This window comes from Sphingobacterium sp. SGR-19 (assembly GCF_011043555.1).
GTDB lineage: Bacteria > Bacteroidota > Bacteroidia > Sphingobacteriales > Sphingobacteriaceae > Sphingobacterium.
In genome coordinates this window covers 297,920-320,257 of the sequence record NZ_JAAKGS010000005.1, presented here as the reverse complement: position 1 = coordinate 320,257, position 22,338 = coordinate 297,920, and the positions used below count along the sequence as shown (strand labels likewise).

17 protein-coding genes are annotated in these 22,338 nt (G+C 41.0%); 8 read left to right on the top strand and 9 right to left on the bottom strand.

The genetic code is table 11. From position 1 onward, the window contains the following. Positions 1–83: 83 nt before the first annotated feature. From G5B43_RS12045 to G5B43_RS12010, 8 genes are all read right to left on the bottom strand, one after another. The gene (locus G5B43_RS12045; RefSeq protein WP_165294991.1) at positions 84–1,310 is read right to left on the bottom strand and encodes an MFS transporter; all 1,227 of its coding nucleotides are present in this window, start codon (positions 1,308–1,310) and stop codon (positions 84–86) included. Positions 1,311–1,614: 304 nt separating this feature from the next. After that, entirely contained in the window at positions 1,615–2,199 is a 585-nt protein-coding gene (locus G5B43_RS12040; RefSeq protein WP_165294990.1) for a uracil-DNA glycosylase family protein, read from the bottom strand. Positions 2,200–2,227: 28 nt separating this feature from the next. Then, entirely contained in the window at positions 2,228–3,043 is an 816-nt protein-coding gene (locus G5B43_RS12035) for a ZIP family metal transporter (protein WP_206367334.1), read from the bottom strand. 231 nt (positions 3,044–3,274) lie between these two features. Next, on the bottom strand, positions 3,275–5,191 hold the full coding sequence (locus G5B43_RS12030; protein ID WP_165294989.1) for a polysaccharide biosynthesis protein: 1,917 nt from the start codon (positions 5,189–5,191) through the stop codon (positions 3,275–3,277). Positions 5,192–5,783: 592 nt separating this feature from the next. Beyond that, positions 5,784–6,617 (bottom strand): MBL fold metallo-hydrolase, encoded by an 834-nt coding sequence (locus tag G5B43_RS12025; protein ID WP_165294988.1) that lies wholly within the window; start codon positions 6,615–6,617, stop codon positions 5,784–5,786. A gap of 17 nt (positions 6,618–6,634) precedes the next feature. Beyond that, complete coding sequence (locus G5B43_RS12020) at positions 6,635–8,062, bottom strand: L-serine ammonia-lyase (protein WP_165294987.1); 1,428 nt, start codon at positions 8,060–8,062, stop codon at positions 6,635–6,637. Between the two features lie 141 nt (positions 8,063–8,203). Then, positions 8,204–9,910, bottom strand: coding sequence for a glycoside hydrolase family 3 protein (locus tag G5B43_RS12015; RefSeq protein WP_165294986.1), 1,707 nt, complete (start codon positions 9,908–9,910; stop codon positions 8,204–8,206). A 95-nt stretch (positions 9,911–10,005) separates the two neighbouring features. Further along, positions 10,006–10,545 carry a TetR/AcrR family transcriptional regulator gene (locus tag G5B43_RS12010; RefSeq protein WP_165294985.1) on the bottom strand — a complete coding sequence of 180 codons (540 nt, stop codon included), beginning with the start codon at positions 10,543–10,545 and terminating at the stop codon, positions 10,006–10,008. A gap of 188 nt (positions 10,546–10,733) precedes the next feature. On the opposite strand from G5B43_RS12010, the gene G5B43_RS12005 reads away from it, so the two are divergent. The 3 genes from G5B43_RS12005 to G5B43_RS11995 all read left to right on the top strand — a co-directional run bounded on the left by G5B43_RS12005 (position 10,734) and on the right by G5B43_RS11995 (position 16,019). Beyond that, entirely contained in the window at positions 10,734–13,415 is a 2,682-nt protein-coding gene (locus tag G5B43_RS12005) for an outer membrane beta-barrel protein (protein WP_165294984.1), read from the top strand. Between the two features lie 180 nt (positions 13,416–13,595). Next, positions 13,596–14,999, top strand: a complete 1,404-nt coding sequence (locus tag G5B43_RS12000; RefSeq protein WP_165294983.1) for a DUF4270 family protein — start codon at positions 13,596–13,598, stop codon at positions 14,997–14,999. Positions 15,000–15,002: 3 nt separating this feature from the next. Next, a complete protein-coding gene (locus G5B43_RS11995) occupies positions 15,003–16,019 on the top strand; it encodes a Kelch repeat-containing protein (protein ID WP_165294982.1) in 1,017 nt (338 codons plus the stop codon). Positions 16,020–16,082: 63 nt separating this feature from the next. Here G5B43_RS11995 and gltX read toward each other — a convergent pair whose 3' ends face one another. Continuing rightward, the gene (gltX, locus tag G5B43_RS11990; protein WP_165294981.1) at positions 16,083–17,603 is read right to left on the bottom strand and encodes a glutamate--tRNA ligase; all 1,521 of its coding nucleotides are present in this window, start codon (positions 17,601–17,603) and stop codon (positions 16,083–16,085) included. Positions 17,604–17,664: 61 nt separating this feature from the next. Between gltX and G5B43_RS11985 the strand changes: the two genes are divergently transcribed. The 5 genes from G5B43_RS11985 to G5B43_RS11965 all read left to right on the top strand — a co-directional run bounded on the left by G5B43_RS11985 (position 17,665) and on the right by G5B43_RS11965 (position 22,313). Continuing rightward, positions 17,665–18,903 (top strand): sensor histidine kinase, encoded by a 1,239-nt coding sequence (locus G5B43_RS11985; protein WP_165295004.1) that lies wholly within the window; start codon positions 17,665–17,667, stop codon positions 18,901–18,903. Continuing rightward, complete coding sequence (locus tag G5B43_RS11980) at positions 18,884–19,423, top strand: DinB family protein (protein ID WP_165294980.1); 540 nt, start codon at positions 18,884–18,886, stop codon at positions 19,421–19,423. Before G5B43_RS11985 ends, G5B43_RS11980 begins: the two co-directional genes overlap by 20 nt. 10 nt (positions 19,424–19,433) lie before the next feature. Beyond that, entirely contained in the window at positions 19,434–19,874 is a 441-nt protein-coding gene (locus tag G5B43_RS11975) for a hotdog fold thioesterase (protein WP_240904855.1), read from the top strand. 273 nt (positions 19,875–20,147) lie between these two features. Further along, positions 20,148–21,431: a sugar MFS transporter gene (locus G5B43_RS11970; protein WP_165294979.1), complete on the top strand. Its 1,284-nt coding sequence runs from the start codon at positions 20,148–20,150 to the stop codon at positions 21,429–21,431. 39 nt (positions 21,432–21,470) lie between these two features. Further along, positions 21,471–22,313, top strand: a complete 843-nt coding sequence (locus G5B43_RS11965; RefSeq protein WP_165294978.1) for a DUF2911 domain-containing protein — start codon at positions 21,471–21,473, stop codon at positions 22,311–22,313. Positions 22,314–22,338: the final 25 nt, after the last annotated feature.

Here is a 22,338-nt window from a genome sequence, read left to right as displayed (position 1 = left end):
TCCCCTATACAAGAAAGACAACCTATCAGAATAGATTATTCTTAATAAAGAACAAATTAGCTGTTGTAAAAAGACAAACTAGCTTAACGTCCTTTGACATTTGGCAGAAACCAGGTCACAACACCAATCAGCGGAAGATAAGCACAAATCTGAAACACATATTCAATACTTGTATGATCTGCCAACCAACCTAAGAAAGCCGATCCTAACCCCGCAATTCCAAAAGCAAAGCCGAAAAAAAGCCCAGCAATCATGCCTACTTTACCAGGCACTAAATCAGTAGCATACACCAAAATAGCCGAAAATGCGGACGAGATAATGACACCAATAATAATCGCTAATATAACAGTGAGAGTCAACCCGACATGAGGCAACGCTAAGGTAAATGGAGCTGCACCCAAAATAGAAATCCATATAATTAATTTGCGACCATACCGATCACCTAACGGACCACCTAGTATCGTCCCCACCGCTACTGCCGCAAGAAACGCAAATAAATAAAATTGAGACTCTTGAACACTTAGACCGAATTTACCTATCAAATAAAAGGTAAAATAGCTCGTCATAGACGTCATATAGATGTACTTAGAAAAAATCAGCACGAGCAAAAGGACGATCGAGCCTATCACTTTTCCACGGCTCAAGACATACGTCGGATTGGTTGAATTTTGCCCTTCTAACCCGGATGAAAGCCTTAGCTTTTCCCTTTCTTGTATATTTTCTTTATACCATTTCCCTACGATAGATAACAGCAAAATTCCAACAAGTGCAATTAAGCAGAACCATTGGATATATGCTTGTCCATGAGGCATAATAATCAATGCCGCCATTAAAGGCCCTATGGCACTACCCGCATTACCCCCTACTTGAAAAATGGATTGCGCAAGTCCCTTTTTACCCCCTGACGCAAGCTGGGCTACTCGAGATGCTTCCGGATGAAAAACAGACGAACCAATTCCAACCAAACAAACGGAAAGAAGAACAAACAAAAAATTCGAAGCTATAGATAACGACACCAATCCGATTAACGTAAATCCCATTCCAATAGCTAGTGATTTTGGATTCGGCCTCTTGTCTGTATAACGTCCTACAAACGGCTGTAATATAGAAGCCGATAATTGAAAAGCCAAAGTAATCAATCCAATCTGTGTGAAATTTAAGCTGAAATTCTCTTTTAACATCGGATATATCGATGGTATGACCGCCTGCAATAAATCATTAATAAAATGCCCAAAACTTATAGCAAATAAAATACTGTATACCGTACTCCTTACCATTGGATGCGTCGATGAGCTGGCTGCTGTTTTCATCTATTTATTTTCTTTTTAGTTCACGAGGATTTGAGTAGATAATCAACATCTGTATATTAACGATTATCATATCTGGGTTTTGTATTCTCTCCTCCTCATGTATCTATATCCATTAAATTGAATGCGATTTACAAAAAATTAAACACACTCGTCTATTTTTTTGGTCATAATCTACCCAAATTACATTGATTCATCACTTATTTGGTTTTTGGCACAGAATTTGCAATTTCTTCATTTCATAATTTAGGTTAATAATTGGTTTGGAAACCCTGAAGTCGCCCGACTTCGGGGTTTCTTTTACATCTTATTGCAACGCATCACTTACCAGCCCCTGCAAAACCGGCACTGTCTTTTCCTTAAACCATTGATTCTTTGTCATCCAAATAAAATTCCTCGGCGACGGGTGCGGCAACGGAAAATAGGTTGGCAAATAGTCTCGATAATTTCTCACGGTCTCCGTTAGTGTCTTGTATTTTTGCCCTCGTAGATAATAAGATTGAGCGTATTGACCTACCAGTAGTGTCAATTTAATATTTTGTAATTTTGCCAATACGCGTTCATGCCACATAGGTGCGCATTCTGCACGGGGCGGTAAATCTCCACTTTTACTTTTCCCTGGATAGCAAAATCCCATAGGTATAATAGCGAAATTTTCGGGGTTGTAGAAAACTTCCTCCCTAACACCTAACCAATTTCTAAGTTCTTTTCCACTTTGGTCATCCCAAGGAATACCTGATAGGTGTACTTTCATACCTGGAGCCTGCCCAACGATCAAAACTTTCGAACGATCATCGATCGTCAATACAGGATTAGTCCCTGCGGGCAATTTCGGTTCGCAGATTGTACAACACCTTATCTCTCTATATAACGCTTCGGTTTCCTCGTTCATATCCGCTTCTTAGTTCTCTTTTTATTAACTAGCCCAGCACCACATCCAACGACATCATTAAAATAAACCCGCCGATAAAACCCAACGTTGCCCAATCCGAGTCCTTATTCTGTTGCGCTTCAGGAATCACTTCCTCCACCACGACAAACATCATAGCACCGGCTGCAAACGCTAATGCATACGGCAATAACGGCGTAAAAAAGGCGACTGCGAACGCACCTAATACCGCTGCCATCGGCTCTACAACAGCAGAAAGTTGACCATAATAAAAACTTTTTCGGCGCGAAACCCCCATACGGCGTAATGGCATAGCCACGGCAATGCCTTCCGGAAAGTTCTGAAGACCTATTCCCACCGCCAAGGCCACAGCCCCCCCGATACTTGCCTCAGGAACGCCCGCTGCCACTGCCCCAAACAATACGCCTACGGCAAGCCCTTCGGGAATATTATGCAATGTTATCGCTAATACTAATAAAGTTGTTTTTTGCCAGGGTGATTTTACGCCCTCGACTTGTTTAAAATTGACGTGAAAATGTGGCAATAATTTGTCGAGTGCAAAAAGAAATCCTGTCCCCATTAAAAATCCTATAACCGCGGGAAATACTTGCATAAATCCCTCTCCCTTACTCATGTCTATAGCAGGAATTAACAGACTCCATATACTCGCCGCCACCATGACACCACCCGTGAAACCAAGCATGGAATCAAGAAAATTACGGTTCATTGTTTTGAAGAAAAAGACAAATGCCGCTCCTAAAGCCGTAACCAGCCAAGTGAAAGTAGAGGCATACAATGCCGCTAACACTGGATTTATTTTCGAAAGATAGTTAATAACGTGATCCATTATTTATGCTTTGGATATATCATGCACAAAGTTAACACAAAAAAAATCCTGAAGCGGGGAACTCCAGGATTTTTCTACTAACCAATTATTAATTAACCTAAATTATGAAAAAAATTACTCTATTGTTATTTCTAAAACGCATACTCTAACACTTTATTTCCTTTACACGCCCCATTTAACATCTTTTAACGATTGGCGCGTCGATTGGATGAAAGAGAAACACAGGTTGCTTTATTTATCCAATTGATCAAAAACGGAATTTTGCGATATAAATTCCGGAACAATAGCTTTCAACTGACTAACGATTTCCAGATCAGCGTGTTCGGCAGGTGCTTCACTGCGTTCGACAAGCCCACATAATACATCGATCTGTCTCCTTTTCGTTGACAAATTTTCTGTACAGACTTTCGCTATCATAATTTTAGGATGGTGTGTCTTGAGTGTATTTTCGTTATTTGCTAGGAGTTCCTCGTATATTTTCTCACCGGGACGTAATCCTACAATTTTAATATCGATGTCTTGAGGATAACGATATCCTTTTAATTTAATCATGCGTTTGGCTAGGTCTATAATCTTGACAGATTTCCCCATATCAAAAACAAAAATTTCACCCCCTTTCCCCATAGTTCCAGCCTCTAATACAAGCTGGCAGGCTTCTGGAATAGTCATAAAAAAGCGTGTAATTTCCTTGTGGGTTAATGTTAATGGCCCACCTTTCGCTATTTGTTTTTCAAAAAGTGGAATTACCGAACCGTTAGATCCCAGCACGTTTCCAAACCGCGTGATAATAAAATTGGTGTCACTCTGTCCATTACATGAATTGACATAAATCTCCGCAGCTCGTTTAGAAGCTCCCATAACGTTTGTAGGATTGACGGCCTTATCTGTCGAGATCATTACAAACTTATAGACATTGTTTTCCATTGACAAATCTGCCATGATACGACTACCATATACATTCGTCCAAATCGCCTCGTACGGATTTGCTTCCATTAACGGCACATGCTTATACGCTGCCGCGTGAAAAACTACATCCGGACTATGCGTTTCAAATATACGCCTCATAAAGGTTTTGTCTCGCACATCTCCCACAATGAAATAGGCTTCATCAGGGTTGGAAGTATGGATAGTTTGCTGTACATCATATAATGCAGACTCTGCCTGATCCAGCAGGATGACTTTTCGGTACGGAAGGATCGCAATCTGTCGTGCAAGTTCGCTCCCAATAGAACCTGCAGCACCTGTTATTAATATCGTTCGTCCCTTTAATTCTTTTTCCACAACAGGATTATCCAATTTAATGGGCTTTCTTCCTAAGAGATCCTCAATCCGCAATTGCCGAATTTGGCGTTTACCTCCACCACTTAGTAAAGAACGACCGGGCTGCATAATTTTAAGTTCAATATTGAGGTTATGGAAGTGGTCAGTGACACGTGAAAGACGCTCTGGTTCATCATTTTCAACAGCAATAATAACCTCATCAATATCGTTTTTGCGCACAAAATCCTGATTTATATCAGTGATATGTAGAATTCGTACACCTCGGGAATTTTTCCCCACTCGATTCGGTTTATCCTCCACAAATGCGATGACCTTGTTTTTTGACCGGATATCATCTTGCAGCATAGCGTAAGCCACCAAACCCGGTCTCGATGCACCAAAAATTAACACATGCCTGCTTTTTCTTTTTGTAAAAAAAAGCAATTCATAAACCTGTCTATAAACTACCCTAGCCGCAACCAACATCACCATAGTGAAAAAACCATGCGAAAAGACTACAGCATAAGATAAACGAAGATACTCTCCCCAAATCGAATTCTTCACTTCCGTAGAACGGACTAATAAAGTAATAAGAAAAAGCACCATACAGGCCAACCAAACCGTTTTAAAAATCCGTATGGCTTCGCTGAGACCAGTATGTCGCACGATTTCGCGGTAGGTCTTCATGAAAAGAAAAGAAAGCAGATAAACCAATAAGATCAACAGGCACTGCTTAAACATCAAGTCTACATCGAATTTACCTAAAAAGCTATTTAAAATAAAGTTGAATGTTACATAACATCCGAACACAATGATCATGTCAATCAACAAAATAACCCAGCGCGGGTTATCCTTCCGCAACTTCTTCTTCAGTACATTCAAATCCATGTTTGGATAGTCTAGTTCTTTATTCTATGAAAAAAGTTTACTTAAAAATTATTAACTTGGTGTCCGCTTTATTGATGACATATCTTCAAAATAGGAATCCGCGGTCAATTACCCCCACCAATATGTCAATCGTAGCATTTTAACTACACCCTCGTCCTAAAATAGGCTCCCTCTTATTCAACCTCCTAATTAACCAAATCTGTGTAACGTTAAAAGCTCGACAATTAAGATAAGAACAAATAAAACCAAAACCCAAAATGTACGCGCTGCGAACGGTACACGTTCATATTTATTTCTCAATTTATTCATGTTATTTCGCCATTACTGAACCACTCCCTTCTATATATCAAAATAATTTTCGATGGTATCTGCCCTCTATATTCAAGAAGTATGCCGAATCAAAACCTAAATAGTCTTTTTTGTAAAAAACATGTGATAATCTCTCGATAGTTTGGAAAAAAATCAAAAACGGCGTATATTTGTGTCATCATAATTTAGGTTTATAATTGGTTAGCTAAAGGTTTTCATTCTCCCCGTTTGAAAACCTTTTTTTATGCCCTACTTGATTCAAATAGGTCCAATGTCACCACATCTATTCGGGGAATACAAAAGCAGCCTGATACGCTACCTGTTGTACGACAGTTTCTGGTGTTGATTGAGGTAGCAAAATTTGACTATCGAACAATTCGGTTTCCTGATAACGTGTTGCAATAGACAATTTTATTTTACTACAATAAGGTACGAAAGTTTGTCGTACCAACTCCACTTTATTGTTTTGTCCAGAAAGATGCCCTAATATTAAATGTCGAAGACGACGTGTGCGATACGCTAAAACAGTTTCCAGCGCAATATGGTTAGAGAGATGACCCCATCCGTTTCGTATTCTATTTTTCAGAAAGAAGGGATAACTTCCACTATCTAGCAATTCTTCATCATAGTTTGCTTCCAGCAAGAGAACATCTGCTTGCCGAATTACATGTTTCACGTTATCGCAAATGCGCCCAATATCAGTCAACACTCCAATATTGATCTCCCCATTTGAAACCCAAAAGCTACAAGGTTCTTGTGCATCATGATACTTGGGAACACCATAAACCGTCATGCTACCAATCTCCACTTCTTCGTCTGGGCGGATAATACGCAATAAGGCCTCCGGCAGATGCAATCGCGAACCACGATATGAGCCCGCCGTTATATATACCGGTATTTGGTAACGCTTGCAAAAAACGGCTAGCCCACGGATATGATCCGTATGCTCATGTGTTATAAATATTGCTTTAATTGATGATGGGACGATACCTAATTTGGCCATACGCAGCTCTACGTGTTTCGTATTAATGCCTACGTCAATTAAGATAGCATCTTCCGCATTCGCGATGTAATAGCAATTACCGTTACTCCCAGAAGCTAAGGCACAATATTTCATCTATTTATTTTTCTTTCTTAACATTCCGGTAAACTCAGCGGTACCTTAATTGCCAATCCACCGTCTGCAGTTTCTTTATATTTCACATTCATATCCTGCGCTGTTTCCCACATGGTGCTAACGACCACATCTAGGCTCACCTTCGCCTTATCAGGATTCGAGTTTAAGGCCAATTGAGCAGCCGTAATGGCCTTGACGGCCCCCATCGTATTTCTTTCAATGCAAGGTATTTGCACCAGGCCACCAATCGGATCGCAGGTCAATCCCAAATGATGTTCCATTGCGATTTCTGCAGCCATCAACACTTGGCGTTGTGAACCGCCTAAACATTCTGTTAATGCACCTGCAGCCATAGCCGACGACACTCCTATTTCTGCCTGACAGCCGCCCATTGCTGCAGAAATAGTAGCTCCCTTCTTAAAGATAGAACCTATTTCGGATGCCGTAGCAATGAATTGTATAATCTTATTTTCATCATAGCCGTCATAGAATATTATGTAATATTGCAACACAGCGGGAATTACACCCGATGCACCATTGGTAGGCGCTGTAACTACTCGTCCAAAAGAAGCGTTTTCCTCATTGACTGCAAGCGCAAAGCAACTCACCCAATCCAGAATATAGCCGAAGTCTTTGCCGCCATCACGTATGGCATTTATCCACGATTCATAACCATGGTATACCCTGTCTTTCAACAAGCGCTTATTCATCTTTGAAGCACGTCGTTCGACAAGCAAACCTCCGGGAAGCACGCCCATGGTGTGACACCCTTTATATATGCAATCCTTAATTGTATGAAAAATCTGCGTTATTCCCCTTTTGGTTTCTTCTTCGGAACGCCATGCCAATTCATTTTCCATAACCAGGTCCGAAATTTTCAATCCCGTCCGCATACACCACATCATCAACTCCTGAGCCGTGTCCACGGGGAACGCCAGATCGACTTCCTGTAAAACACCGACCGTATCATCTTCCTGTACGACAAACCCGCCTCCGATAGAATAGTAGGTTTCTGACACCGCCGTGCCGTCCCTTAAAAATGCCTGAAAAGTTACAGCATTAGGGTGGTAAGGTAGACTTTCTGTATAGAGAAATAATAAGTCCGTCGTGTAAGAGAAACTAACAACGCGCTCCGCACCTAAATCTATCTTTCCGGATGATTTGATTTCTTGCACTTTCGGCATTACCCGATGTACATCAAATGTCACAGGATCGTCGCCACTAAGCCCTAGTAGCACGGCAATATCCGTACCGTGCCCTATCCCGGTTTTCGCTAAAGAACCGTACAATAAGATATGAATACCCTCCACCTTTTGCAATACATTTCTACCTTTTAGCTTGTCTATAAAGCGTTGCGCAGCACGCCAGGGTCCGAGGGTATGCGAACTTGATGGCCCGATGCCAATCTTAAACATATCAAAAATAGAGATTCGTTCCTTAACCATCGCTAAAATTTAAGCTTCACAAAGCTATCGTTTAAAAGGCAATATCCTAAATGAATCATCTTAAAAATTAAGGCAATTCATTTAGGATATTTTAAATTTTCCCGGCTTTACTTGCTACTATTGTATTTAGTACGATCAACGTTATATTCCATCGCCATAAGCAAACCGTTTATTGACGGTTACCGGCAATTTCCCTTCTGCTTTCCGCTGTCCCAAAAGAACCTTCAACGCCGCTTTTTGCATAAAATGGTCATTTTGATAGGCCAAAATTATACTATTGCTTCGCTCAACAGGTAAATTATCTATTACATAGGGATTGGTAAACATGATCGTAATGGTTCTCCGCCCCGCTAGCCGATCGATAAATTCACGTATTTGCTCATTTACCTTAATTTCGCTTCCCGGACGCGAACGATTATCATGTATTGCTAAAACGATCTGTGGGCTCCGACGGATTTCCTTCAGCAATTCTTTCATCTCGTCCTCCGTTTCCTTTCCGGTAATCAAAAACTCTTTTCTATCACTTAATTGCACCGCCAAACCTTTCTCAAAATCTTGTAGTTGATTCACGCCTATCGACACGACAGCTGTTTCGATTTTTTTATCGAAAGTTCGGATACGTCTATCGGATTTAAGTACAGTAACCGAAGCGTCAGCCAATCGTTGCACTAATGATTTTGATGCAGGTGTATTCAAATCGTTCACCAGATTAATCGTATTAACTGGCCGATATTGATGTAAACCCAACCAATATTTTGCTGCGAGCACCCGTTTTATACGTTGATCTAGTTCGGCCTGTTTAATACGTCCACTTTTTACAGCCTTTTCAACCAAGCCAATGGCACGCGCACTATTTTCAGAGATTTCTAGCAAATCATGCCCTGCTTCAATTGCCATTACATCGGCCTCTCCGTTGGGGAAGAACTTCTTTACTCCCTTCATGTCCATTGCATCGGTCACTGTTAGACCATTAAAGCCTAATTCCTTTCGCAAAAGATCCGTCACTACCTTGCGTGAAATAGAAGAAGGGATATTAGGTTTCGCATCCAATGCCGGGATATTCATGTGAGCGACCATTATTGCAGGTGCACCTTGCTGAATTAACTCACGAAACGGAAAAATCTCTAAGCTATCTAAACGCGCTTTGGAAAATTTCAGTTGCGGCAGGTCGTGGTGGGAATCTACATCCGTGTCGCCATGTCCAGGGAAATGCTTTAGAGAGGCGATTATTCCTCCATCCACCATACCGTCCATATACGCTTTCGCTTTACGTGTTACATTGTGTTTATTATCGCCAAATGAACGGAAGTTTATAACCGGGTTTTTAGGGTTATTGTTGATATCAACCACCGGGGCAAAATTAAAGTGCATACCAATACGCTGAAAATCGCGCGCTACCTGGCGTCCCATTTCATAAATAAGCATTTCATTTTGTATAGCGCCCAAGGTCATTTGATAAGGGAAAGAAACAGTGGAGTCGGGAAGCCGCATACCCAATCCCCATTCACCATCAAACGTAACCAGCAAAGGAACTTTTGCCGACTTTTGGTATTGATTAAGCATCTGAGCGTGCCGTACCGGCCCGCCCTGGAACACAACTAAACCACCAAGCTGTTCTTTTTGAATCACCTGCGCAACCGAATCTATATATCGCTGCCCAAGATTGGTATGGGCACGAACCAAAAAAAGCTGTGCAATACGTTCTTTAGGCGTGAGCTTTTGAAAAACCGAATCTACCCACGTATGTTGGCTATTGATAAATTGAACGAAATTAGGTTTTTTTTGTCCATATACACTCGTTATGAAAAATGCACAAAAAAAAACCGCGGAGCAGAACTTTTTCACCATATTTTACTTAGTTATCAAAAACCGAATTACGTAAAAAAAAAGATTTTTTACAAATTATGCATACTTTAATTTAAAACATGCATAAAAACGCTTCTCTATAAATTGTATTTCTTTTCTAATAATTGAGCGAGTTCCACCCCATTATCAACATCTCCATTCGCTTCTTTCGTCCACAGCATATCAATAATCAGCAATAGAAACTGCGTTTCCAACTCAGGGTCTTTATATCCTAATTCGGAAAAAGCTTTAACCAAAACAGGCTGTACAGGTTTCATAAACTGTTCATGTTGTTGTTTAGAAAAACTATTATGTGACAGGCGTTCTTGCAATTTCCAGAAAAGGGGTTCATCGGCAACCAACTTGTTCGGCAGAAAAATCATATTTTTCAAAAACTCTTTAGGGTTCTTGTAGGTCATCATCCCCCGGTGATGTGAGAGCACTCTTCTATAACCCGACTTAATAATATGCGCTAATAAGGAATCCTTACTGCCAAAATGCTTAAAAATAAGCGCTTCTGACACACCTGCTTCCAAAGCAATCTCTTTTGTCGACGTATCCACATAGCCCTTCGTTGCAAATAAAGAAAGGGCTACTTTCATTATCTTCTCTTTACGGCTTAATGTCGTCTCTTTCATGTAATACTATACTATTTTTAACAAAGATACTATTTTTCAGCACGACTGTCCTTTGCAAAATTTTTGAAACAATCGGGCAAATCTATTATACCTTTTCTATCTTTAGCGCTCAACATAAACCTATAATGGACTTTTGTGCTTTACGTTTCCGATTTATTACCCTGACCTTGATTTTATCAGTAGTCAGTATGACATCTGCAGCGCAACATATAGTAAGCGGCAAGGTCGAAGACAAAATTTCGGACATCCCTCTTACTGGAGTCACCGTGAATGTTCTGGATGCAAAAGATTCGGTATTACAATCTACATCTACTAATCGATTGGGAATATTTTCATTCAAAAACATACCAAAAGGTAACTACACCCTGCATGCTACTAATGTTGGCTATCAACTATTTAAATCGTCGATAACATTACTGGATAAAGATATACAAATCAACATTGCCATGGAATCCGGAGAGATCGCTTTAGAAGAAATTGAAATTACGGGGACACCGGCAGTTTCTCTCCGTGGCGATACCACGGAATTTGATGCGAAACGTTTCTCTACGCGAGAATATGCTGATGCCGATGAATTAGTTGCACAAATACCCGGCGTAGAACTAGATGAGGAGGGAAATGTGAAAGCACATGGCGAAGAGGTTACCAAAATTATTGTGGATGGAAAGGAATTTTTCAGCACAGATCCGCGTATAGCCCTTAAGACACTACCTGCTGAAATTGTGGACAAGATCCAGCTTATCGATGAGAAATCGGAACAGGCCAGGTTTTCCGGCTTTGATGATGGTGAACGGAAGAAAGTAATTAACATTGTGACAAAACCCGACAAAAAACGCGGTACATTCGGAAAGGCTTCTTCAGGTTATGGAGATGAAAACAAATTTGCTTTAAACACCTCCATCAACCGATTTGAAAACGATAAAAAAATTGCCGTAAACCTCATGGCAAATAATGTGAATGAGACAAACTTCGCGGAACAGGGCCGTGGTGGATCGCGAAGAGGCAACAACAATACGGATCGGGGGTTGTCAGATACCTACGCGGGTGCTATTAATTATAACAATTCGTTTTTTGAGGACGCCATGGACGTCAGTGGCGATTACAATTTTCGTTCTTCCAAAACGAGCGTCATCTCTTTATCCGATATTGAATATATCTTAGGGAATCGCGCCAACCAATCGCGGACACAGGAACAAGATAATCTTAACCGACAAACGGAACATAAAGCAAACGCACGGGTACGTTGGAACATAGACGATAAACAGCGCATCGATTTAGCGCCGAACCTATCGCACAGCTCACTCGGCCGTACCGGAAGTAACCATTTTTCTACTTTTTTGAATGACAATGATCTGCTCAACATATCGGAGAGACAGAACGACACGCGCAACAGCAACTTCAATTTTGGAGGGAGGTTCACCTATATGTATCGTTTTAAAAAACCCGGCCGCACGATTTCCTTAAATGTCTCAGGAAACAAAAGTACCAATGACGCTTTAGGAAAAAATCTAGCACTTACGAAATATTACAAAGATGCTTTGCTGGACCGTGTCGACACCAACAACAACCAGAGTATCACAAACGGATATGGTTCGGGCTTGAATAATCGGCTGTCGTTTACAGAAAGTCTCTCCAGTAGAAGCAGATTACAGCTAAGTTACAATTATAGAAATACACTAAATTATTCCGATCGCGAAACATTTGAATGGCTCGCTGAAACAGGACAATTGGGAGAGCTAAACGAACGTCTATCAAATGAATTTAGAAACGACTTTAATTATCATAAAGGCGGTTTATCTTTTTCTTACAACAAAAAAGACTCCCTCCGTTTTCAAATCGGGTTAAGCTATCAACGTGGCGTTCGCAATAACGATCGAACCGTACCTATTCACCTCGTGACACGCGCGTCGTTTGGCAGTTTCCATCCGGAATTCTCTGCAACTTACAATATCAACAAAGAAAGGCGTTTTGAAGTAAATTATAATACGACAACCAATACGCCGAATATCAATCAACTTCAGGATTTCATTAACAATCAGAACGAACTGAATATCCGCAACGGTAATCCGTATCTTAACCAAGAGTACAACCATCAAGTAAAAATTCAGTATAAGGACATACGACGTTCCACGGGACAGAGCTTCAATTCAAGCGTGGATTTCAATTACACAAACGACAAGATCGTCAACTCCGTCCTTATGACAGATACGGCCCTCGTATTATTTGACGATATCCGCTTGGGCGCTGGCGGACAATACACCGTTCCTATCAATGTAGACGGGGCTTATGGCGTACGTTGGACAAACAGTTTCGGTGTTCCGATCAAAAAATGGAAACTCAACGTTAATCTAAATAATACCGTTTTTTATAACAGCAATTTTGCGGTACTCAACGATGAATTTGTGAATGGATACAATTATGGTGTGCAACAGCGCGTTGGCTTAAATACCAACATCAATAAAAAATTTGTTTCAGGACTAAACTATCGTATCAATCTCACATTGAGCGACAACCCCGTGTCCCGCGTAGCTTTATATAAAGTATACTCCCACACCGTCAATCACACCTTAACCTATGAGTTTTTAGGCTCATTTATTGCCCACTCCAATCTATTGTACATCTATAATAGTGGCATATTAGAATCTCCAGGAACAAACACCATGCTTTGGAATGCTTCATTGGGTACTAAATTCTTAAAACAAAAAAATGCAGAGCTATCGCTGAAAGCTTTTGATATTCTTAACCAAGCGCAAAATATCGGCAGAAGGGTGACTGATATTGCCATTACAGATGTGACGTCTAATACATTGACACGTTATTTCATGCTGTCATTAAATTATAACCTGCGAAATTTTGATCGCAGGAGATAGTTTGTAATCCGTATGAAACACATCTTACAAGCCAAGAATCACGAGAATCGAGTCACAGATCACAAATAACGAGAATAAATTAGTAGCTTTGCTCCGCACAAGTAAAAATGGCTAGTTTTAACAAAATATAACACTGATTAACAGTCCTATTTAATTACTTTTGCTAGTCAAATAATAAATATGAATCAATTTTTAAAGAGAAGTATTCGCTTTTTTGCCATACCTATTTTTACACTAATCATTGTAGCGGCCTGCGACAAAGACATGAGCGTCATGTTAGATAATTCGGCGACGAGCAACGTAGGGGTTACCTTGATAGACTCCTTCACAATCAACACTTCTACTGTTCAGCTAGCGAACCTACCTTCTGCCGGCACAGGAAATATACTGGTGGGAAAGGCGACAGTTCCGCAAAGCGGAAGCGTGAAGTCGACATCATATTTCCGGATAGGGCTTACTTCAACAGCAAATGACATTCCGGAAACTGCAAAGTTTGATTCGATTACCTTGGTTTTAAGGCCGACAGCTACCCCCTATTCTTTTGGGGATACCACAAAAACACAAAAAATCGCAGTGCACCAATTAACGGAAGCGTTGGCGACAAAAACAGCTACACCTCTTTTCCCCAATCAGGGACTTCCTCTCTACGCCAATGGCAACACGATTTTTGCGGACCAAATGTTTGGTTATAATAGCACACCTATTGGAGCGGCTTCTTTTCGACCACGCATGCATACATTAGATAGTCTTAGTATCCGCTTGGCAGACGCTATCGGACAGGATTTCTTTACCCGTATAAAAACTGGTAATATAGAAGTGTCCTCGTATGATAATTTTAAACAATATTTTAAAGGATTGGTGCTTGTTCCGGATGAGGAGAACACAGCGGTAGTTGCTTTCGACGACGCCCTAGAGGTTAGGATAAATTATAATTATCCATCTGCCGATGGGCATAAACGTACGGGGTTCAAAACGCTTAGTATTATAGAGCCTGCATTTCAATACAACAACATCGTTACGGATCGGACAGGAACCGCATTTGAAGAATTATCCGCTAAAAAAGCAATTCCGACATCGTCTACAGCTGGACTTACTTATGTACAGTCTGGTAGTGGTACTGTAGCGAAAATCTCTTTTCCTACGTTAAAAGAGTTCCTACAAGCTGAAAATATTGCGGTCAACAGAGCCGAGCTTGTGATAGAGACATCGTCAAAAACAAATACGATGTATCCGGTGCCAAGCAATCTGGTGCTATCTATAAATGATCAAGACGGTATCCCGGAATCCGTGTTACCGTCAGTGTATAGTTCTGGAATACAACAGGCTATGTTGCTACAGGGAGCAGAAACAGGACAAAATGGAACATACACTTTCAACTTGATGATGTATTTACAACAGTTAAAATCAACACAAAGTTATGACAATGCCTCGTTTTATCTGATGGCAAATCCGCTTCCTACAGAAACGCAGAACCGGGAAATAATCCCTCCTGATCTATTGACATCATTTAATACAGCATTAATAGCATCGGAAAACTCCAAACCCAAAATAAAACTGAATATATTATACACAAAATTTAGATAATTTATGAATAAGAAAAATTGGCTATTGTTATTCTTTGCCTGCACTATTGCTTTCGCTTCGTTTAATTCATGTAAGAAAGATGATGATGATGATGGGAACGGCGGAGATACTGGACCTACAGAATGGACAAAATCAACAGTATTTACAGGCGATCCGCGTAGTGGAGCCGCGTCATTCACCATAGATGGTAAAGGTACTTATGTGGTTGGCGGATACGTGAACCCAACCGTAGGTGTAGCACAAGATGGTCGCGTATTTAACGGAAAAGGCTGGAGCAGCATGGAAGACTTCGCAGGCCCAGCACGCCATGAAGCCGTGGGTTTTGCTGTCGGAGGAAAAGGTTATGTGGGTACCGGGCGGAACCTTGATAACGAATTATTCAACGATTTCTACCAATACGATCCGGCTACAGACAACTGGAGCCCGATTGAAGACTTTCCTGGTGTTGCACGGTCAGGCGCTGTTGCATTTACGTTAGGAAATTATGCGTATGTGGGGCTTGGCACTAACGTGGGTGGCGGTCGTCTTGGAGACTTATACCGATACGATCCCGCTAATGATGAATGGTCTACTGTAAACAATCTTCCCTTCAAGGACAAGCTATCAGGGGCGTTTTCTTTTGTCATTGGTGATAAAGCGTATATCGGTGGTGGTTATAGCGGCAGCTCAACCCTTCCTGACGGCCTTTACGCTTTCGACGGAACGAATTGGACGACACTAAACAGCTTAAACCGATCGGACGATAACTACACCTATGATGCGCGTAAATACAACGCTGCCACCTTTGTCATCGGCAATTATGCTTATGTTGTCAGCGGTAGAAACGCTAACAGCGTAACCAGCACCGTATGGAAATACGACCCTTCTTCTGACTCATGGACAGATAAGCATCAGGCGCTTTCCACGGACTCCCGAGAAAAAGGTGTAGGCTTCTCTTTAGATGGTAATGGGTATGTTGTTACCGGTGTAAACGGATCGATTGTCTTTGACAATATGTACGAGTTCACCCCTGTTCGTTAAGATAAAATTTATATGGCATAAAAAAGGGAGCTGGCGCTCCCTTTTTTTATGCCATAATTATCGTCATGCAAAATGCGGCAACGCCTTTTCTATACGCTTAACAACCTCTTCTTTACCTAATGTCTCGGCAATCTGGAATACATCAGGGCCAAACTTCCCTCCGACCAACATAATCCGAAAAGGCATCATCAATTCGCCTATCTTCATGCCAGAATCGACAATCTTACTTTTAAAAAATGGTTCCAGAGAACTTGCAGTCCATTCTTGCATCGCCCTAAATTCGGCAACTATATTTTGAAAGAAGGCTATTTTATTTTCATTCCATTTCGGTTTTACCGCATCCACGTCGTAAGTTTCCGGTATCATAAAGAAAAAGGAAGCCTGTTCCCAAAAATCTTCAACAAAGGTCATGCGCTCCTTAACCAAAGCTAGCACGTTAGCTATATAATCTGAGTGAGGTAAAGCAACGCCGTGCTGTTTTAACACCTCCTCTATCTGCGGTAAGATTTCCTTATTGTCCGTTTTCTTTATCCACTCATGGTTAAACCATTTCGCCTTTTCAAAATCGAATTTAGCCCCTGCCTTACTAATTCTGTCGACCGAGAACTTCGCGATGAGTTCCTCGATACTAAAAATTTCTTGCTCCGTTCCGTCATTCCAACCTAAAACGGCCAGCATATTGATAAAAGCCTCCGGTAAGAATCCCATTTCCCGGAATCCTTTCGTGACATCACCCGATTTTACGTCGGTCCAGTTCATGGCATATACCGGGAAACCCAGTCTGTCACCATCGCGTTTGCTAAGCTTACCGTTTCCATCTGGTTTCAATATAAGCGGCAAATGCGCCCAGTGGGGCATTTCATCTTTCCAACCCAGGTATTCCCACAATAATATATGCACCGGTGCCGACGGAAGCCACTCTTCTCCACGGAAAACATGCGAGATTTTCATCGCTTTATCATCGACCACAACAGCTAAGTGGTAAGTTGGCATACCATCTGCTTTTAACAAGACTTTATCATCTATCAATCCCGTTTCAAATGCAACACGTCCTCGGATCATATCTTCAAAGGATACGGTTTCTTCTACGGGCATTTTAATACGGATCGTATGCGGACGTCCGTCAGATAATAATCTCGCCGTTTCCTCTTCAGAAAGACTTAACGAGTTACGCAATTGTAAACGGTTTTCGTGCGAATATCGAAAATTAGGTTCTTCCTTCCGTCGTACATCTAATTCTTCCGGTGTATCAAATGCATAATATGCGAATCCACTATTCACCAATTGTTCCGCATATTGCCGATAAGACGCTTTCCTTTCACTCTGCCGGTAGGGTTCATATCCCCCCGGTTTATTGGGGCCTTCATCGGGTGTAAGCCCACACCAATCCAAACATTCGTTGATATACTCTTCAGCTCCTGGCACAAATCGAGTCTGGTCGGTATCTTCAATTCTCAAAATAAAATCACCTTCATAACGACGAGCATACAGATAATTAAACAATGCTGTACGTACACCGCCGAGGTGTAAACCGCCTGTAGGACTTGGTGCAAAACGCACTCTTACTTTTCGTTGCGAACTCATGATGGCAAAATTACACATTTTAGGAATGGCAAAAAATCCCTATTTTGCAAACTATTTAGATATGAATCACGACAATCTATATCAATATAATAATAAACAACGATGGAAGGTGCTCCTCTTTCTGTTTGCGGCACTTATTGCAGCAGCCTCGCTGTTTTACACAAACTATTTGGTCAAGAGTCTTTCCAAGTCTGAGCGCACCAAGGCTGAAGTCTGGGCGATGAGTACCCGGAGTATTATGACCATGCCCGATGTAGATGATCAATTTATCAGCTATGTGTATGCGGTGCGGGACAGTTTATCGATTCCGGCTATTATCACAGACAGCAAAGGGAATATCATCTTTTGGCGTGATTTAGATCCCCACAAGACCAATATAGAAGAACAGGCTGATTCTGTTAATAGCGAATTAGAATATGACCCTGTTTATTTTGAGAAACAGTTGGCTAGGATGAAACGTAACCATGCGCCAATTGCACTCCCGCTAGATACAGGCGAAACGTGGTCTGTTTATTACCTAGATTCCCTGGCATTACGCCAGCTGCGTGTTTTTCCTTACCTCCAACTCTCCCTGATTGCGATCTTTCTCATTATCGCTTATACAGTTTTTAATTCTATCAAAAAATCAGAACAAAACTTAGTATGGGTAGGTATGGCAAAGGAAGCTGCGCATCAGCTTGGCACGCCTATATCCTCATTAATGGGGTGGTTAGAGCTCGTACGCATTAAGTTCGATGCAGAGGATGATAGCTCCTTAAATGAAATGGAACGAGATGTAAAACGCCTCGAGGTTGTAGCAGATCGTTTCTCTAAAATAGGCTCTATCCCGTCCTTAGCCAATCACGTGGTTTACCAAGTGATCCGCGACTTTGTCCAATATTTTAAAGTACGGACCAGTGAAAAAATTACTTTTGAAATCACTGGAGATAAGACTGTTGAAGCAAAACTGAATATCCCTTTATTCGACTGGATTATCGAAAACTTGTTAAAAAATGCGGTAAATGCCATTGAATCCGAAGGAAAAATAACGATTAACATCATCGATAACATTGCAAAAGAGGAAATTTTTATAGACATTAGCGATACAGGAAAAGGCATTCCGAAATCGAACTTCGATGCGATTTTCCAACCTGGTTTTACAACACGTAAACGTGGTTGGGGTTTGGGACTCAGCTTGACAAAACGTATGGTTGATTATCATCAAGGCCAGATATTTGTTAAGGAATCTGAACTCGGAAAAGGAACAACATTTAGGATTATACTTAAAAGTAATTTGCGCTATGAACCCACTCAAGTCTGATGAATACCCGGCCATATACAGTGACTACATAGAAAACGTAGTCGGTTCTGTTATGGAAGAACTGTACGAACAGATAGAAACGTTCCCCGAATTTATACGAAGCATTTCAGAAGATTTAGGCGATTATACTTATGCCGAAGGAAAATGGACGATCAAAGAAGTACTATGTCACATCTTAGACACCGAACGGGTAATGGCGTATCGTGCCCTCCGGTTTGCACGAAATGATATGACGGAATTAGCTCCTTTTGAACAGGATGAGTTTGTACAAAATGGCCGTCACAACGAACGTTCTTTGGAGAGTATTGAAGAAGAATTTATATATCTTCGAAAAGCCAACCTCGTGTTATTCAATACATTTAACGAAACGGAATTAGAACGAAAAGGCATGGCGTCAGGCAGACTCATCACCGTTAAGGCTTTCCTCTATGTGATAGCCGGCCATCTAACACACCATCGCATCATTTTAAAAGAACGCTATCTCAACAATGAAACCGAGATGCAAATAACATTGACATAGGTTGGTAATTATGATGAAAACGTCGAAAATTTGGTTTAAAGACTATACATTGGAAGAGATTAACAGCATCTTCCAGAAATTTATGACAGGCTATCTTAACATTCAGGCTACAGCTGTACATGAGGATATGCTCATCGCTTCTATGCCTATAACTGACAAAGTCAAGCAGCCGTTCGGAATTTTGCATGGTGGGGCGTCTGTTGTGTTGGCGGAGTCTGTAGGGAGTATTGCTTCGAACCTTATTATTGATCCGCAACTCCTCGTGGGCGTAGGCATGGAAGTAAATGCAAATCATTTGAAATCTGTTGCAGAGGGCATGCTATATGCCTATTGCTCTCCACTTCATATTGGAAAAAAAAGCCACGTATGGGATATCAAAATCAAAAACGAAAAAGACATCCTTATCTGTATTTCCCGGCTAACGGTAGCGATTATAGAAAAACCCTCCTGAAGGAAAATCGAGGCAATAAAAAATTTGTAAAAAAAATTAAAAATTTTTAAAACTATATCGTTATCTAAATTGTACTCTATATACAAACACCATTCGATATGGTTTTATGATACGGTTTAGGTTTTAGAGAGACTTCACCCCCAAATGAAGTCTCTCTATTTTTTTACAGAATGCAACCGTTTGTGTACATATTTCTGTTTCCTAATATCAATATATTTTATTAGTCTTGTAATTCGATTTTGATAATCTCATATTAAATCTAATATTCCACAAATGGATTCGAAAACCTCAACACAACAAATTGGTCAATCTTCAATAGGACCAATGATTATTATTGCTTCTTTATTCTTTATTTTCGGTTTTGCTACCTGGCTAAATTCTTTATTGATACCTTATCTCCGAATAGCATGTGAACTAACAGAAGTACAATCTTATTTTGTAACTTTTGCGTTCTATATCGCTTATTTGGTCATGGCACCAGTCTCCACCTGGGTATTAAACAAATACGGGTTTAAGAAAGGAATGGCGATCTCTCTTGGTGTGATGGCTGTAGGCGCTTTATTGTTTATTCCAGCCGCCTACACTAGAACATATCTCATTTTTTTAGTAGGTTTATTTACGATGGGGGGAGGTCTAGCTATACTACAAACAGCATCCAATCCCTATATTACCATCATCGGACCGGTTGAAACAGCAGCAAGACGGATCAGTATTATGGGTATTTGCAATAAAGTAGCAGGTGCTATTGCTCCAGTCTTATTAGGGTTATTCCTAAATCTTGGCGAAGCCGATAAGATTGCTAAACAGGTGGAGTCGATGCCGGCAGATCAATATTCGGCTGCGCTGGATCAAGTGGCGCTACAGGTCGTGAATCCCTATATCGGTATTGTTGTTGTGCTGGTGCTTCTAGCTATATGGATTTCGCGTGCAAATCTTCCAGAAGTAAAAGGGGATGAAGAAGAAACAGCTGACCACCATATTGTATCGGAAGATAAAAATAGTATTTGGGATTTTCCACATGTTATATTGGGCTTCATCGCACTGTTTATGTATGTAGGAGTGGAAGTTCTTGCCGGCGACACTATTATTGCCTATGGTGTATCGCAAGGTGTCAGCTTAGATAAAGCAACTGTTTTTACTGGATATACAATGGGAGCAATGGTATTTGGTTACATTATCGGGATTATCGCGATACCAAAGTATTTTACACAAGAAACCGCCATGAAAGCATGTGCTACCTTAGGTATCCTATTTACATTAGGAATTGTTTTTACAGATGGCATGCTTTCGCTTACTTTTGTTGCGTTGTTAGGTTTAGCAAATTCCTTAGTATGGCCGGCTATTTGGCCGTTGGCATTAAAAGGAGTAGGGAGATTTACCAATGCAGCTTCAGGTTTATTAGTTATGGGTATTGCAGGTGGAGCTGTTATACCACTAATTTACGGACAAATAGCCCACATGGTAGGTTCCCATGCAGCTTACTGGATAGCCCTTCCCTGCTATTTATTTATTCTTTATTACGGTATCGCGGGTCATAAAGTGGGGAAAAAATCATAAGAAATCTTATCTTAGCATACAAAACAAACAACATACAATATGAAGAAGACATTCTTTTCGTTGGTATTTGCTGGGATGATCTTGTTTTCCGCACAAGAGTCACGAGCGCAGGCGAAGTTTCCGCCCGCCAGCAGCACGACAAAAATCGAACAGGGCATCGGTATCAAAAAGGTTACCCTTGTATATCAGCGCCCGAACGCAAACAGCCGGACAATTTTCGGGGGGCTAGTACCTTACGATCAAGTTTGGCGGACAGGAGCCAATGGCATACCTGCTATTACTTTTGAAGAGGAAGTCACGATCGCGGGCAATAAAGTGCCTGCCGGCACCTATGGCCTCTTTACGATACCGACCAAAGGTGATTGGACCATCATTCTAAGTAAGAACGTAGAGCAATGGGGTGCTTACCAGTACAACCAAAGCGAAGATTTTTTACGTTTTCAAGCCAAATCAAAAAAAACCACGGATAAAGTAGAGTCGTTCACGATAGCCTTTGAGAATGTAAAACCGAACAGTGCAGATTTAACGTTGTCTTGGGAAAATACGAAAGTTTCCTTCCCTATTGCCGTAGACCAGTCTAAGGAAATCATGGCAGGTATCGAGGAAGCCATGAAAGGAGAAAAGAAACCTTATTTTGCAGCCGCTCAGTATTATTACAATAACAATCTGGATATTAACAAAGCGGTTGAATGGGCTAATGAAGCCGACAAGGGCAATACAAAAGCACCACATATCAAATACTGGAAAGCCAGAATTTTACTGAAAGCTGGCGATAAAGCTGGAGCTATCAAAGCCGCAACCGAGGGGGTTGCGATGGCTAAAGCCGGTAATAATGAAGAATACGTGAATTTGAACACGCAAGTGCTCGAAGAAGCGAAATAAAAAGAGAGGCGCGATGTCTACCGTG